Annotated in this window: 13 protein-coding genes; 5 read left to right on the top strand and 8 right to left on the bottom strand. The window is 68.7% G+C overall.

Annotation, left to right across the window (positions count from 1 at the left end):
* Positions 1 to 66: 66 nt before the first annotated feature.
* Complete coding sequence (locus ACSQ19_RS08335; protein ID WP_343229815.1) at positions 67 to 1,446, bottom strand: glutamate--cysteine ligase; 1,380 nt, start codon at positions 1,444 to 1,446, stop codon at positions 67 to 69.
* A gap of 153 nt (positions 1,447 to 1,599) precedes the next feature.
* Between ACSQ19_RS08335 and ACSQ19_RS08330 the strand changes: the two genes are divergently transcribed.
* Positions 1,600 to 2,316 (top strand): VIT1/CCC1 transporter family protein, encoded by a 717-nt coding sequence (locus tag ACSQ19_RS08330; RefSeq protein ID WP_296281388.1) that lies wholly within the window; start codon positions 1,600 to 1,602, stop codon positions 2,314 to 2,316.
* Between the two features lie 8 nt (positions 2,317 to 2,324).
* Here ACSQ19_RS08330 and yihA read toward each other — a convergent pair whose 3' ends face one another.
* Positions 2,325 to 2,927 carry a ribosome biogenesis GTP-binding protein YihA/YsxC gene (gene yihA, locus ACSQ19_RS08325; RefSeq protein WP_296281387.1) on the bottom strand — a complete coding sequence of 201 codons (603 nt, stop codon included), beginning with the start codon at positions 2,925 to 2,927 and terminating at the stop codon, positions 2,325 to 2,327.
* 129 nt (positions 2,928 to 3,056) lie between these two features.
* Here yihA and ACSQ19_RS08320 point away from each other — a divergent pair, with 129 nt between their 5' ends.
* The 4 genes from ACSQ19_RS08320 to ACSQ19_RS08305 all read left to right on the top strand — a co-directional run bounded on the left by ACSQ19_RS08320 (position 3,057) and on the right by ACSQ19_RS08305 (position 6,330).
* A complete protein-coding gene (locus ACSQ19_RS08320; RefSeq protein WP_296281386.1) occupies positions 3,057 to 3,839 on the top strand; it encodes a c-type cytochrome in 783 nt (260 codons plus the stop codon).
* 130 nt (positions 3,840 to 3,969) lie between these two features.
* Positions 3,970 to 4,620, top strand: a complete 651-nt coding sequence (locus ACSQ19_RS08315; protein ID WP_435996213.1) for a thiol:disulfide interchange protein DsbA/DsbL — start codon at positions 3,970 to 3,972, stop codon at positions 4,618 to 4,620.
* 97 nt (positions 4,621 to 4,717) lie between these two features.
* The gene (locus ACSQ19_RS08310) at positions 4,718 to 5,536 is read left to right on the top strand and encodes a thiol:disulfide interchange protein DsbA/DsbL (protein ID WP_435996211.1); all 819 of its coding nucleotides are present in this window, start codon (positions 4,718 to 4,720) and stop codon (positions 5,534 to 5,536) included.
* Between the two features lie 23 nt (positions 5,537 to 5,559).
* A complete protein-coding gene (locus ACSQ19_RS08305) occupies positions 5,560 to 6,330 on the top strand; it encodes an endonuclease/exonuclease/phosphatase family protein (RefSeq protein WP_435996209.1) in 771 nt (256 codons plus the stop codon).
* Between the two features lie 15 nt (positions 6,331 to 6,345).
* Here ACSQ19_RS08305 and ACSQ19_RS08300 read toward each other — a convergent pair whose 3' ends face one another.
* The 6 genes from ACSQ19_RS08300 to ACSQ19_RS08275 form a co-directional block, all read right to left on the bottom strand.
* On the bottom strand, positions 6,346 to 7,692 hold the full coding sequence (locus ACSQ19_RS08300; protein ID WP_435996207.1) for a putative bifunctional diguanylate cyclase/phosphodiesterase: 1,347 nt from the start codon (positions 7,690 to 7,692) through the stop codon (positions 6,346 to 6,348).
* 104 nt (positions 7,693 to 7,796) lie between these two features.
* Positions 7,797 to 8,132, bottom strand: coding sequence for a DUF3325 domain-containing protein (locus ACSQ19_RS08295; RefSeq protein ID WP_296281381.1), 336 nt, complete (start codon positions 8,130 to 8,132; stop codon positions 7,797 to 7,799).
* On the bottom strand, positions 8,125 to 9,789 hold the full coding sequence (locus tag ACSQ19_RS08290) for a PepSY-associated TM helix domain-containing protein (protein WP_435996205.1): 1,665 nt from the start codon (positions 9,787 to 9,789) through the stop codon (positions 8,125 to 8,127). The genes ACSQ19_RS08295 and ACSQ19_RS08290 overlap by 8 nt, the downstream gene beginning before the upstream one ends.
* Positions 9,790 to 9,805: 16 nt before the next feature.
* Positions 9,806 to 10,120, bottom strand: a complete 315-nt coding sequence (locus ACSQ19_RS08285; RefSeq protein ID WP_435996203.1) for an iron uptake protein — start codon at positions 10,118 to 10,120, stop codon at positions 9,806 to 9,808.
* 40 nt (positions 10,121 to 10,160) lie between these two features.
* Positions 10,161 to 12,221: a TonB-dependent siderophore receptor gene (locus tag ACSQ19_RS08280; protein ID WP_435996201.1), complete on the bottom strand. Its 2,061-nt coding sequence runs from the start codon at positions 12,219 to 12,221 to the stop codon at positions 10,161 to 10,163.
* A gap of 451 nt (positions 12,222 to 12,672) precedes the next feature.
* Positions 12,673 to 13,470 carry a sulfite exporter TauE/SafE family protein gene (locus tag ACSQ19_RS08275; RefSeq protein WP_299345175.1) on the bottom strand — a complete coding sequence of 266 codons (798 nt, stop codon included), beginning with the start codon at positions 13,468 to 13,470 and terminating at the stop codon, positions 12,673 to 12,675.
* Between the last annotated feature and the right edge of the window lie 42 nt (positions 13,471 to 13,512).

Below are 13,512 nucleotides of genomic sequence, written 5' to 3'. Positions count from 1 at the left end.
GTCCACTTCAAGGGTGAGCAACGCAAAACAACGGCGACCCGGGACAGGCTGCGCCCGGGATCCCGCCTAGTACGCGAAGTCGCGGAACACGCCGTCGATGTCGCCGTTCCACTCGCCGTGGAAGAGGGCGAGCTTGCGCTCGGCCGGGGTCTCGTTGGCCTCGACGATCTCGACCAGCGCATCGAGGAAGCCGGCTTCGTCCACGCCCTTGCTGTTGAGGCGCGCGCGGCGCTGCAGGCCGCCGATGGCGATCTTCACGGCCTCGCGGGCCAGGTCGCGGACGGTGCCGTCGCGGAAGGGCAGCTTCAACGCGTGCTTCGGCACGCCGTCGCGCAACGCGTGGCGCTCGGCCAGCGAGAAATCCTTGACCAGGTCCCAGGCCGCATCGAGTGCGGCATCGTCGTACAACAGGCCCACCCAGAACGCGGGCAGTGCACAGATGCGATTCCAGGGACCGCTGTCCGCGCCGCGCATCTCCAGGAACTTCTTCATCCGCACTTCCGGGAAGGCGGTGGTCATGTGGTCCGACCAGTCGCGCAGCGTGGGCAGCGCACCCGGCAGCACATCCAGCTCTCCACGCAGGAACCTACGGAACGACTTGCCGCTGGCATCGTGGTAGATGCCGTCGCGGTAGGAGAAATACATCGGCACGTCGAGCAGGTAGTCGACGTAGCGCTCGTAACCGAAGCCGTCCTCGAAGACGAAGTCCAGCATGCCGGTGCGGTCGCCGTCGGTGTCGGTCCAGATGTGCGAACGGTAGCTCTGGTAGCCGTTCGGCTTGCCCTCGGTGAACGGCGAGTCGGCGAACAGCGCCGTGGCCACCGGCTGCAGCGCCAGCGACACGCGGAACTTCTTCACCATGTCCGCTTCGCTGGCGTAGTCCAGGTTGACCTGCACCGTGCAGGTGCGCGTCATCATGTCCAGGCCGAGCTGGCCGACCTTGGGCATGTACGACTTCATGATCTGGTAGCGGCCCTTCGGCATCCACGGCATCTCGTCGCGGCGCCACTTGGGCTGGAAGCCCATGCCGAGGAAGCCGAGCTGCAGTTCGTCGGCGACCTGCTTCACTTCCTTCAGGTGCGTGCCGACTTCGACGCAGGTTTCATGGAGGGTCTCCAGCGCCGCACCCGAGAGTTCCAGCTGTCCCGCCGGCTCCAGCGTGACCGAGGCGCCATCCTTCGACAGTGCGATCACGCGACCCTTCTCTTCGATGGCTTCCCAGCCGAAGCGGGTCAGGCCTTTCAGCAGCGCTTCGATGCCGCGGTCGCCATCGAAGGTCGGCGGCCGCAGGTCGTCCAGGCGGAAGCCGAACTTCTCGTGCTCGGTGCCGATGCGCCAGTCCTGCGCGGGCTTCTCGCCCGAGGCGATGTATTCCACCAACTGGGTGCGGTCGGTGATCAGCGTGTCGGCGACGTGGCTGGGACTGGACAAGGGCGGGACTCGCAAGGGGGACGCGACGCCGGCGTGCCAGCGTGGCAGGGCCGGCACTATAACGTGGCCGCCTGCACGCCAGCATCGCCACGACAACGCCGCAGCATCCCATCCATGGACGCGATGGGGCGGATCGACGCCCGACCTTGCCGGGCGTACGCTGCGCGCATGACGCACCCCGCCCGCGACACCGCACCGCGCCATCGCGAACGCCATCGCACCGACCGTGTCGGCTGGCTGCGCGCGGCCGTGCTGGGCGCCAATGACGGCATCGTCTCGGTCGCCGGCCTGGTGGTCGGTGTCGCCGCCAGCGGGGCCAGCGCGTCGACCATCCTCGTGACCGGCGTGGCCGGCCTGGTCGCGGGCGCCATGTCGATGGCGGCCGGCGAATATGTTTCGGTGCAGTCGCAGGCCGACGCAGAAGCCGCCGCGCTCGCCGTCGAAACCCGCGAGCTGCGCGAGATGCCGGACGGCGAACTGGCGGAGCTAGCGCAGATCTACGTCAAGCGGGGTCTGGATCCGGTGCTGGCGCGGCAGGTCGCCCAGCAGCTGACCGCGCATGACGCGCTGGCGTCGCACATGCGCGACGAACTCGGCATCACCGAGGCGCTGCGTGCACGTCCGGTGCAGGCGGCGCTGGCGTCGGCCGCTGCCTTCACGGTCGGTGCCCTGCTGCCGATCGCGACGACGCTGCTGGCGCCACCGGACAGGGTCGCGCTGGTCACCACCGTGGCGACCCTGGCGGGCTTGCTGGTGTCAGGCGGATTGGCCGCCAGGGTCGGCGGTGCCCCGGTTCTTCGCGGCGCGTGGCGGGTCGGCTTCTGGGGCGCGATGGCGATGGCGGCTGCCGCGGCCGTGGGCCGCCTCTTCCACGTCAGCGTCTGAGTTCCGGCTCAGGACAGTTCCAGCCAGTTGCCCACGATCATGCGGGCCTCGTCCACGCCCTGCTTCGACTCGGCGGAAAACGTCTGCACGCTGACCGTATCGCCGAAGGCGGAGAACAGCTCCTTCTTCACCGCCTGCAGGGCATTGCCCTGCTGGCCGCGACCGAGCTTGTCCGCCTTGGTCAGCAACGCATGCGCCGGCAGGCCGCGCTGGACGGCGTAGCCCAGCATCTGCCGGTCGTACTCCTTCAGCGGATGGCGGATGTCCATCACCACCACCAGGCCTTTCAGCGCGTCGCGGGTGCGGAAGTAGCGATCGATGAAGGCCTGCCAGTGCGCCTGCAGGTCCTGCGGCACCTTCGCATACCCGTACCCGGGCAAGTCGACCAGATAGCGGTCCGGCTGGACCTGGAAGAACACCAGCTGCTGGGTGCGGCCGGGCGTCTTGGACACGCGGGCCAACCGGTTGTGGTTGACCAGTGCGTTGAGGGCGCTGGACTTGCCGGCATTGGAACGGCCGGCGAAGGCCACTTCGAAGCCGCCATCCTCCGGCAACTGGCGCGGGGTATGGGCGGAGAGCAGGTAAGTGGCGGAATTCAGGGGGTTCGACATGGCGATAGGATCGCACGGTGGCGGGCGGGATACCGTTTGAATTGACCGCGAGCAGCCGCCGCGACGATAATTCGGGGGTTTCGCGGCCTCTTCGGGCGCCGCCTCAGTCAAGGGTTTCGGAGCTTCAGCATGCGCCACGCTCGCGTTATGGGACTTGCCGGACTGGCCGTGTTGGCCGTGGGCGCAGTCGCTTTTGCACAGACCACGGTCGTTCCCGTGCCCGACAATGCGCCGGTCGAGACCGCCCCGCTGGAGGTCAATCTCGCCAAGACCACCTGGGGCGATGCCAAGGCCGGCCAGACCAAGGCCGCCGCCTGCGCCGCCTGCCACGGCGTCGACGGCAACCCCAGCGACCCGCAGTACCCGCGCATCGCGGGCCAGAGCGAGCGCTACGTCGCCCAGCAACTGGCGCTGTTCGCCTCGGGCGAGCGCAACACGGGCATGGCGGCGGTGATGGCCCCGTTCGCCCAGGCCCTGAGTGCGCAGGACATGCGCGACGTGGGCGCGTACTTCGCCACCCAGAAGTCCGGCGCCGGCCTGGCCGACGACAGCGTCGTCGCCGACGGAGCCTACAAGGGCATGAAGTTCTACGAAGTGGGCCAGCAGCTGTACCGCAGCGGTGACGCCAAGCGCGGCGTGCCGGCCTGCATGGCGTGCCATGGCCCGACCGGCGCCGGCAACCCGGGCCCGGCCTATCCGCACATCGGCGGCCAGATGCAGGACTACACCGTGCGTCGCCTGACCGAATACAAGGCGGGCACGACCACGCTGAAGGACGCCGCCCACTTCAACATCATGGCGCAGGTCGCCGGCCCGTTGACCGAGCAGGAAATCCAGGCGCTCGCCAGCTACCTGCAGGGCCTGCATGCCCGCGCCGACGACATGGCGGCCGCGAAAGCCGGCGGCAAGTAACGACACGGCCGCACGCCGCTACGCGCGGCTGCCGGTTCAAGCTCCTGTTCATCGCGCCGGCCCCACCATGGCCGGCGTTTCTTTTTTCGCGGACCCGTCGACCGGGCGCCGCCCCTAGAGGAAGAGTCCGATGGCGTCGCGCCTGCTGCCCGTGCTGATCACCCTGCTGGCCCTGTTGCCGGTCACCGCGCTCGCCGCCCCCGCGGCCCCCGCGCCGCTGGTCGAAGGCCAGGACTACGAGGTGATCGCCGAGGGCCAGCCGTTCGCGCCGGTGAAGGGCAAGATCGAGGTGGCCGAAGTCTTCGGCTACACCTGCATCCATTGCGCCCATCTGGAACCCACGCTGGTGGCTTGGAAGAAGACCCTGCCGCGCGATGTGCAGCTGACCCCCGTTCCAGCCGCCTTCGGTGGCTACTGGATTCCCTACGCCCGCGCCTTCTTCGCCGCCCAGCAACTGGGCGTGCAGCCGCGGACCCATCAGGCGGTGTTCGACGCCCTGCACAAGACCGGCGCGCTGCCGATCCAGAATGCCTCCGTCGACGAGATCGCCAACTTCTATGCCAGCCAGGGCGTCGATCGCGCGAAGTTCGTCGCCGCCCTGCGAGGACCGGCCGTCGACGCGCAGTTGGCCAAGGCCCGCGACTGGGTGGCCGGCGCCGGCGTGGAGGGCACGCCGACGCTCATCGTCAACGGCAGGTACCGCGTGACCGGCGGACGCACTTACAGCGACATGCTGCAGATCGCCGACCGCCTGGTGGCCCGCGAGCGCGCGCGCAAGTGATGATTCCGTCATGGCGACCGCTGCGGGCGCCATGCAGAATGCGATGTCCCCGGCCCGGCCGGCACCTTCTTTCCTGTGATCCCTTGGAGTTCGCGCGATGAAATCCCGCCACGCCCTGATGCTGTCCCTGCTGCTGCCCGTGCTGGCGGCCTGTGGTCCGAAGCCCTCCACTGATACGACACCGACGCCCGAGGCAACCGCCGCCGCGACCGATGCGACGGTGACGGCGCCCGCCGCCGAAGCACCGGCGACGCCGGCCGATGCGACCACCACCCCCGCCGACGGCACCGCTGCCGCGACTGCCGCCAGTGCCAACCCGATCGTTCCGCCGCAGGGTCCGGCGCCGGTCGCAGGCAAGGATTACGTCGAGATCCCGAACGGCCAGCCCTACGCCCCGCTCAACGGCCAGGTCGAGGTGGTCGAGGTATTCGGCTACGTCTGCCCGGCCTGCGCGCGCTTTGCGCCGGAAGTGTCGGCATGGAAGAAGAAGCAGCCGGCCGACGTGCGCGTGACCTACGTGCCGGTGGTGTTCGGCCCGGTCTGGGCTCCCTATGGCAAGGCGTTCTACGCAGCCCAGGCGAAGGGCCTGGTCGACAAGACCCACGATGCGGTGTTCAGCGCCATCCACCTGCAGCGCACGCTGCCGGGCGAAGGCAAGCCGCCGGCGGATCCGGCCCAGATCGCGCAGTGGTACGCCCAGTACGGCGTCGACGCGAAGGAGTTCGTGTCGCTGATGAACAGCTTCGGGACCAATGCCCAGGTCGGCCGCGGCATGCAGTTCGCCAAGAACAGCGGCGTGGAAGGCACGCCGACCATCATCGTCAACGGCAAGTACCGCATCACCGGCGGCCAGACCTACGCCGACGTGCTGCGCATCGCCGATCACCTGGTCGCGATGGAGCGCGCGCGGCGCTGAGTGGCGCGGAAGCCCCCACTTCCATGACCGACTCTTCTTCCACGCGGCGGCTTCGCGTGCTGAGCGCCAACATCCAGGCAGGCTCCAGCACGCGCCGCTACAGCGACTACGTCACCCGCAGCTGGTCGCATGCGCTGCCGGCGGGCAACAAGCGCGGCAGCCTGGATGCCATCGCCCAGCTGGCCGGCGAACACGACATCGTCGGCCTGCAGGAAGCCGACCCGGGCAGCCTGCGCTCGGGCTTCACCAACCAGACGCATTACCTCGCCGAGCGCGCCGGCTTCGACTTCTGGACGCACCAGCCCAACCGCAATGTCGCGCGCGTGGCCGGCAGCGCGAACGGCCTGCTCAGCAAGCTGGAGCCGGTGGAAGTGACCGACCACAGCCTGCCCGGCCGCATCGGCGGCCGCGGCGTGCTGATGGCGCGTTTCGGCGACGGCGACGAAGGCCTGACCGTGGCGGTGGCGCACCTGTCGCTGGGCGCCAATTCGCGCAGGTCGCAGCTGGCCTTCATCGGCGAGCTGCTGTCGGACCACCCGCACGCCGTGCTGATGGGCGACTTCAACTGCGTTCCCGACGCGCCGGAGATGGAGCTGCTGTACAAGCGCACGCGCCTGCGTCCGCCGGCGTTCTGCGTTCCCACGTTCCCCAGCTGGCGCCCGCTGCGCGCGATCGACCATATCCTGCTCAGCGAAGGCCTGCGCGGCGACAACGCACGCGCCATGCCTGCCGCCAACTCGGACCACCTGGCGCTGGCGATGGATATCCACGTGCCGGACAGCGCGTTGCGCTGAGCGCATCCCCTCCCCTCACGACGATGCGATGCGCTCGGTGAAGGCGGCCACGTCCATCGGCCGCCCGAACAGGTAGCCCTGGAACAGCACGCAGCCCTGCCCGCCCAGCAGGGCGAACTGGTCGTCGTGCTCGATGCCTTCGGCGATCACGTCGATGCCAAGGTCGCGGCCCAGCTGCAGCAGGTTGCGGGTGATCGTGGCCGCGTGGGCGTCGCGCACGACGTCGCGGGTGAAGGCGCGGTCGATCTTCATTTCGGCGAACGGCAGGTCCCGCAGGTACGACAGGGATGCGTAACCCGCGCCGAAGTCGTCGAGCGACAGGCGCACGCCCATCGCGTGCAGCGCGCGCATCTTTCCCACTGCGTCTTCCATGTCGTGCACCAGCACGCTCTCGGTCAGTTCCAGCGTCAGCGCATCCGCCTGGATGCCGCTGCGCGCCATCACGTCGTCCACGTGCTGCACGAAGTCCGGCTGACGCAACTGCAACGCACTGATGTTCACGGACAATCGCACGTGGCGCAGGGCGGGTGTCGCCTGCCAGACCGCCAACTGCTGGCATGCCTCCTGCAGCACCCAGTGCCCGAGCGGCAGGATGAAGCCGCTGTCCTCGGCGGCCTGCATGAAGTCGGCCGGACGGATCAGGCCGCGCCGCGGATCGTGCCAGCGCAGCAAGGCCTCGGCGCCGACGATGCGCCCCGCCGCGTCCACCTGTGGCTGGTAGAGCAGCACGAAGCGACGCTGCGACAGTGCATCGCGCAGCGCGCGGTGGAGCGCGCGGTGCTCGGCGATGTCCGAATCGGCCAGGCGCACCACGATCAGCAGGCTGGCCACAGCGGTGGCGAGATTGATCCAGATGCCGACGCGCCGCACGTCCTCGGCAATCGCGAGCGACGAAGGCGTCGTCACGGGCGCGGCCGCGAAGACGACGAACAGCACCAGCAGCGCCACCACCAGTCCGTAACGCAGCCAGGGCTTTTCGTCGCGGAACACATGGTGGCCGCACAACGCCAGTACCAGCAGGAACACATGGCTGGTCCTGGGCGCCTGCGCGGTGGGCACGTCAAGGTACGCGGAGAAGAAGCACAGCACGCCTGTGAGGCCGACGAACGCCACCCACGACGCCGCACGCGGGCGATGCAGGCGCGCCATGACGATCACGCCGGCACCCAGTGCTGCCATCGCCAGCTCCATCGCCGCCACCGCCCATTCCCCGCGCCAGGCGAAGAACACCCCCCAACCCAGTCCCACCAGCACCATGATGGAGCCGGTCGCGAGCAGAAGATGGAAAGCGCGGCGACGCCGCCGGTGATCCATCCTCGCCGGCCACGCCACGGCACGTGCATTGTCGACCGGCGCATCCATTCGATCAGTACCCCCGCCTGTCGCCATCCTACTCCTGCGGCGGCGGACAGCACGGCGAGCGGACGGGCGGAGTCTTCCGCCGTTGCTGGGGGTGCGCCCCGGCCTTATGCGTGGGGACGCCGCACCCAGGGCGCCAGCGCGCGCAGCCAGCGCGGCCGCCATGCGAGCGTCATCGCCACGCCCGCGGCGGCGACGGTGAGCCCCATCACCCACACCAGACTGGCCATGGTGGCATGGTCGACCGCCAGGCAGAGCCCCAGCGCCACGGCCACGGCGACCGCGCCGGCGATCTTCAGCGCGCGCCGCGTCGACCCGGCAGGCACCGCGCTCCAGACCTGCTGCGCATGCACCGGCATGGACAGGGCGAGCCATCCCATGCCGGCCGCGCTGGCCACCAGCGCCGCCAGCAGGAGCAGGGCCGCGGTCACGGGTTCAGGCATGCGTCGTCTCCATGTCCCGATGCGCTGCAGGCAGCGACGCACGCTGCTTCAGCAGGCGCGCGGTGAACGCCGCGATCACGGCGGTCGACAGCAGTGCCAGGTCGACGCCCGCTACCGGCCAGTAGCCCGCGAGAATCGTGCGCACCAGATGGTCGCCCGTGGTAGCCCAGTTCAACAGCATGGCCGCCAGCGCGAGCAGCGCGATCATGCCGCACTGCTCGCGCCACGCCGGGTTCGGCAGGCCACGGGCCACCGGCGCACTGCGCCAGGCCGCGTGCAGCATCGCCAGTGACCACGTGCCCCAGAAGGCGTAGCGCTCCCAGTCGCCGCGTGCGGGCAGCCCTTCGGGCAACAGGCGGTTGGCGACCAGGATGCCCAGCGCCGCCAGCACCATGCCGGTGACGGTGGTCACCGCCAGCGCATCCACCACCCGCGCGCCCTGCTGTCCCTGCCGCGCATGCTGCCGCTTGCGTTTTTCGACGAAGAACAGGAAGCCGGTGGCGATGCATACCGCGCCAAGCAGGCCGCCCAGCACGTACATCCAGCGCAGCAGCCAGTGGCGGAAGTGCTGCAGGTGCAGGCCGGTGAGGAATTCGGCGACGCGGCCCGCCGCGCTCGGCGGCGGATCCTCGCGGATAAGTTCGCCGGTGGACGCCTTGTAGTGGATGCCATCGCCGACCAGCGCGATGCGGTCGGTGCCTGCGCGGTACACGCTGACATAGCCGTTCGCATCGCCGACATGCTGCAGCACCAGGAAGCCGACATCGCCGGCCTTGTCCTGCGCCTGCCAGCGCCGCTGCGCGTCCGCCACCATCGCATCGACATCGGCGAGCCCGGCGGGTACGCCCGCACGCAGGTGCGGCAGGCCGGTCTCGCGCGCTTCCACCGCCGCATGCAGGTCGTGCAGGTCGTGCAGCTGCGTGTGACCGACCGGGAAGTAGTACGTCGCCGCGAAGATCAGCAGGCCCGTGAAGGCGAAGAAGAAGTGGAACGGCAACGCCACCACGCCGGTCAGATTGTGCAGGTCCAGCACGCTGCGCAGACCGCCCTTGCCGGGCCGGAAGGTGAAGAACTCGCGGAAGATCTTGCGGTGCATGACCACGCCGGTGACCAGCGCCACCAGCATCATCAGGGCGGAGAAGCCGACGATCCAGATGCCCAGGTTCTTCCAGTCCAGGGTCAGGCCGTAGTGCATCGGATAGAAGAAGCCGCTGCCGACCTTCAGTCGGTCGTTCGGCAGCGGCGTGCCGTCGCGCGGGTCGATGGTGGCGTCGGCCCAGATGGCTTCCTCCGGATCCTTCGCGTTCGGCACCTCGTAGCCGGCGAACAGCTGCAGCACCGGATCGCGGTGGGTGGTGTACGCACTCCAGCTGACCACGGTGTCGAAGCGCTCGGGCATCGGGCCGTCCACGCGCGGGCGCATCGCATCCACGGCGGCCGGCAGCGGCTGCATGCGCTCGAACGCCGGGCGCAGGATCTTTTCGTACGACGGCATCGGCTGCGGTTCGAAGCGCGTGGACGGGATCGCCCAGCGGTCGATCTCGCGGTCGAACACCGACAGCGCGCCGAAGAAGAACGCGGCCACCAGCACGAAGCCGAGGACCAGCCCGAACCAGGTATGCAGCCAAGCCATCGCCTGGCGGAAGCTCTGCATCATGATGACGTCCCCGGCCTCAGACCAGCCGCGATTGCACGAACGAACCGACGGCGGCCAGCAAGGCGCCACCGCCCACGAGCACCGTCCACACCACCCACAACCGGCGCGCCGCGAAGGTCCACAGGAACACCGCCAGCAACGCCAGCACGCCGAACAGGCTGGCGAGGAACTCGGCATCGTGGAAGTCCATGCCGGCGGCGAACATCAGGCTGGCGCCGGCGGCGACGATGCCCCAGGCGAAGCCGTAGCCGCCGAAGATGGCGACCACGATGCGCGCCGCCAGATGCAGGCGTGGCGAACGGGGAGCGATGGAACGCGGGATCGTGGACATGGTGGCGGCGGCTACCAGGGATGGTCGGGGCGGGACGTCATCAGAAGCGGTATTCCAGGCTCAGCGACCAGTGCCGCGGCGCACCGTAGTAGCCGATCTGGTACAGCGTATTGATGTACTTCTCGTCGGTCAGGTTGCCTACGTTGGCACGCACGGTGGCGTTCTCCAGGAAGTCCCACGCCGCGAATGCATTGAGCACCGTGTAGCTGCCCTGTCGCACGGTCTGGCCGCTGTAGCTTTCCACGTTGGAGATGGCGCTCTGCCAGCGACCGCCGATGCCGAACGACACCGCCTCGTACGCAGGCAGGCGCGTGCTGAGCATCAGGTTGGCAGTACGGCGCGGCACCCAGTTGTAGGTCAGCGTGCCCTCTTCACCGTCCATTTTCAGGTGGGTGTAGCCGAAGACCAGGTCGGTGTGATCGCCGAGCCTGCCCGTGGCCTCGAACTCCCAGCCCTTCGACTCCACGTCCTTGGGCACGTAGTAGTTCATCAGGGTCTCGCTGCTGTAACCGGCGAAGGTTGCCAGGCCTTCCTGCTCGGCAGAGAAGTACGCCAGCGTGGTCAGCAGGCGCTTGTCGAACCACTCGGCCTTGACGCCCACTTCGTAGTTCACGCCCTTGGACGGCGCAAGATAGAAGCCCGCGAAATCTCGCTGGTCCTGCGGCTGGTAGATGTCCGAGTAGCTGACGTAGCCCAGCAGGTCGTCGCTGAAGTCGTAGGTCAGGCCGGCGTACGGGCTGGTGTTGCTCTCCGTCTCATCGAACGGATCGGGGCCGTTGGCGCCGTCGCGGTGGTATTCGGCGTAGTTGACGCCCAGCACCGCCTTGACGTCTTCGGTCAGCGACAGGCGCGTCGCGCCGAACGCACGGCGCAGGCGCTGGTTGAAGAAGCTCGAACGTTGGCGGGCACCCCAGAGGGGTTCCGGTACGGCGTCGCCCGCGTACGGGAACCCGGGAAGCGCCCCGAACGCCGGCGAATCCGATGGCGCCGGATTGATCCAGTATGCCTGCTCGCTCTCCGCCTGACTGAGGCCGAACATCGCCTCGTGCTCGCGACCGAACAGCTGGAAGCGGCCGTTGACGCTCAGGTCCGCCAGATCCGACGTCAGCTCGTCCTGGCCCTTGTAGGCCCAGCCCAGCAGACCCGTGCCGGTGACCGGATCGAGACCCGTAAGGGAGTACGCGAAGAACAGCTCGTCGTCGTTCTCGCCCTTGCGCCGGTTGTAGGTCGCCTTCAGTCGCCAGTCTTCGCCCAGCTGGTGCGTGTATTCGACGAAGGCGGTCTGGGTGTTGGTGTCCCAGTAGGCCCAGTCCACCGTGGTCGAGGCGCCCACGTCCCACGAGGGCTGCGTGCCATCGGTGTTCACGAACGGCAGCGCGCCCCACATGTTGCCGGTGGTATCGGCCTGCTGCCACGAATAGCCGAACGCCAGCGTGCCGTTTTCGCCCACCTGGCCATCGATCACCGCGTAACCGAAGGTGCGCTCGTTCTCCAGGTCGCGCAGGTAGGAGTCGCCTTCCTCCCGCGCGAACACCACGCGACCGGCCCAGGTACCGTTCTCGTTGAACGGCATCGAATAATCGAACTCGACACGGCGCTCGCCCCACGAACCGACCTTCACGCCGACCTGGCCTTCAGCCTCGTTGGTCGGACGCTTGCGCACGTAGTTGAGGGTGCCGGCCGAATTGCCGACGCCGGTGAGCAGGCCGTTCGCGCCACGGATGACTTCCAGCTTCTCGTAGCCGAAGGCGTCCATCGCACCGGTGGCGATGCCCCAGTCGTTGGGCATGCCGACGCCGTCGATCTGCGTGCTCTTGATCTCGAAGCCACGCGCCAGATAGTTGGTGCGGTTGGTTTCCCATTCCTCGACCTGGATGCCGGTGGCCAGGCGCAGCGCATCGTTGAGGCTGTCGGCGCCGAACTGCGCCATCTGTTCGCTGCTGACCACGCTGATCGACTGCGGGGTCTCCTTGATGGCCAGATCCAGGTTGGTCGCGCCGTTGCTGACGCGGTTGGCACGCTGGCCGACCACCAGCACCGCGTCCAGGTCGGTGGCGCTGCTGCTGGCGGTGGACGGCGTCGCCGCTTGCGGCGAACCCATGACAACGCCGGATGCGCTCAACAGCGCGGCCGCGAGTGCCGCCGGCAAGCGCGCGCTTCGGGGTGCGGGGCCGGAACGCCGTGCAGGGCGAACCAGGGGATGGGACGAAATCGGACGACGCATGGAGGGGCCTGGGGGAGGGGGAGGGCAGCGCCGGGGAACAGCACGGGGCCAAATCTCACCGCCGTGGCTGCCCGAGCCCTTGCCGACGCATCGGGTCGCAAGGGCCCGAAGGCTCTGCGGTCATTAAATGCGAATGAGTCTTATTTTTCAAGCCGCAGGCATCGGCTGAGGCCGCGACCCATCGTTGCAGCCGGTGCAGAGCCGCCCGCCCGGGTGTGGATCGAGGCCCTGGCCACGACACGGAAAGGTCGGCGTTGCGCCGGCCTCTTCCATTGCATCCCGGTTGCTTGAGGAAGGGGCGGGACAGCCTTGGCGTGGATCCGCCGACTCACCCACTCGCGATGATCGCGATCCCCATCACCACCATGAAAACCGCGAACACCCGCTTCAAGGCCTTGCCGCCGATGCGATGCGCAAGGCGCGTGCCGTACGGCGCGGCGAGTACGGACGCGATGGCGACCCCGATGGCGGCGGGAAGGTAGATGTAGCCGACCGCGTGCGCGGGCAATGCGCCTGCGGGCGCATGCGCCGCATACCCCACCGCGCTGGCGATGCCGATGGCGACGCCGCACGCGCTGGAGGTGCCCACTGCCCGCACGGGCTGCACGCCACGCCAGACCAGCAGCGGTACCGTCATGCTGCCGCCGCCGATCCCGACGACCGCCGATACCGCGCCGATCAGGGATCCGGCCGCGCTCATCACCGGGCCGCGCGGCGCAGCCACGCCACGTCCTTCCGGATGCGCGTTGCCGCCGAACATCATCTGCGCGCCGGCGATGAAGCAGTAGCCGGCGACGATCCAGCGCAGCACGTCGTCGTCCAGGTGGACCGCCAGGCCACTGCCGACCCAACCACCCAGCAACAGGCCGGGCACCATCCACGCCACCGTCGGCCACAGCACGCTGCCACGACGATGATGCGAGTACGCCGACGACGATGCGGTCAACACGATGCTCGCCAGTGAGCTCGCGAGCGCGGCATGCATCGCCGCGTCTTTCGGAATCCCGTGCAGGGGCAGGATCCACGCGAGTGCGGCGACCAGGACCAGGCCGCCCCCGATGCCGAGCAGGCCCGCGAGAATGCCGGCCAGCACGCCGAGCAACGGAAAAATCCAGACACCTTCCAATCAGCACCTCGCTGTCACGCGTTGTCTACGTGGACGTTCAGC

Source organism: Pseudoxanthomonas sp. LjRoot127, assembly GCF_964253495.1.
GTDB lineage: Bacteria > Pseudomonadota > Gammaproteobacteria > Xanthomonadales > Xanthomonadaceae > Pseudoxanthomonas_A.
The sequence above is the reverse complement of the archived record's forward strand: the minus strand, read 5'-3'. Positions and strand labels throughout refer to the sequence as shown.

Bases quoted from the DNA above. Each gene is read 5' to 3' on its own strand.
- ACSQ19_RS08330 (WP_296281388.1), top strand. From the start codon at position 1,600: ATGACGCACCCCGCCCGCGACACCGCACCGCGCCATCGCGAACGCCAT.
- yihA (WP_296281387.1), bottom strand. From the start codon at position 2,927: ATGTCGAACCCCCTGAATTCCGCCACTTACCTGCTCTCCGCCCATACC.
- ACSQ19_RS08320 (WP_296281386.1), top strand. From the start codon at position 3,057: ATGCGCCACGCTCGCGTTATGGGACTTGCCGGACTGGCCGTGTTGGCC.
- ACSQ19_RS08315 (WP_435996213.1), top strand. From the start codon at position 3,970: ATGGCGTCGCGCCTGCTGCCCGTGCTGATCACCCTGCTGGCCCTGTTG.
- ACSQ19_RS08310 (WP_435996211.1), top strand. From the start codon at position 4,718: ATGAAATCCCGCCACGCCCTGATGCTGTCCCTGCTGCTGCCCGTGCTG.
- ACSQ19_RS08305 (WP_435996209.1), top strand. From the start codon at position 5,560: ATGACCGACTCTTCTTCCACGCGGCGGCTTCGCGTGCTGAGCGCCAAC.
- ACSQ19_RS08300 (WP_435996207.1), bottom strand. From the start codon at position 7,692: ATGGATGCGCCGGTCGACAATGCACGTGCCGTGGCGTGGCCGGCGAGG.
- ACSQ19_RS08295 (WP_296281381.1), bottom strand. From the start codon at position 8,132: ATGCCTGAACCCGTGACCGCGGCCCTGCTCCTGCTGGCGGCGCTGGTG.
- ACSQ19_RS08290 (WP_435996205.1), bottom strand. From the start codon at position 9,789: ATGATGCAGAGCTTCCGCCAGGCGATGGCTTGGCTGCATACCTGGTTC.
- ACSQ19_RS08285 (WP_435996203.1), bottom strand. From the start codon at position 10,120: ATGTCCACGATCCCGCGTTCCATCGCTCCCCGTTCGCCACGCCTGCAT.
- ACSQ19_RS08280 (WP_435996201.1), bottom strand. From the start codon at position 12,221: ATGGGTTCGCCGCAAGCGGCGACGCCGTCCACCGCCAGCAGCAGCGCC.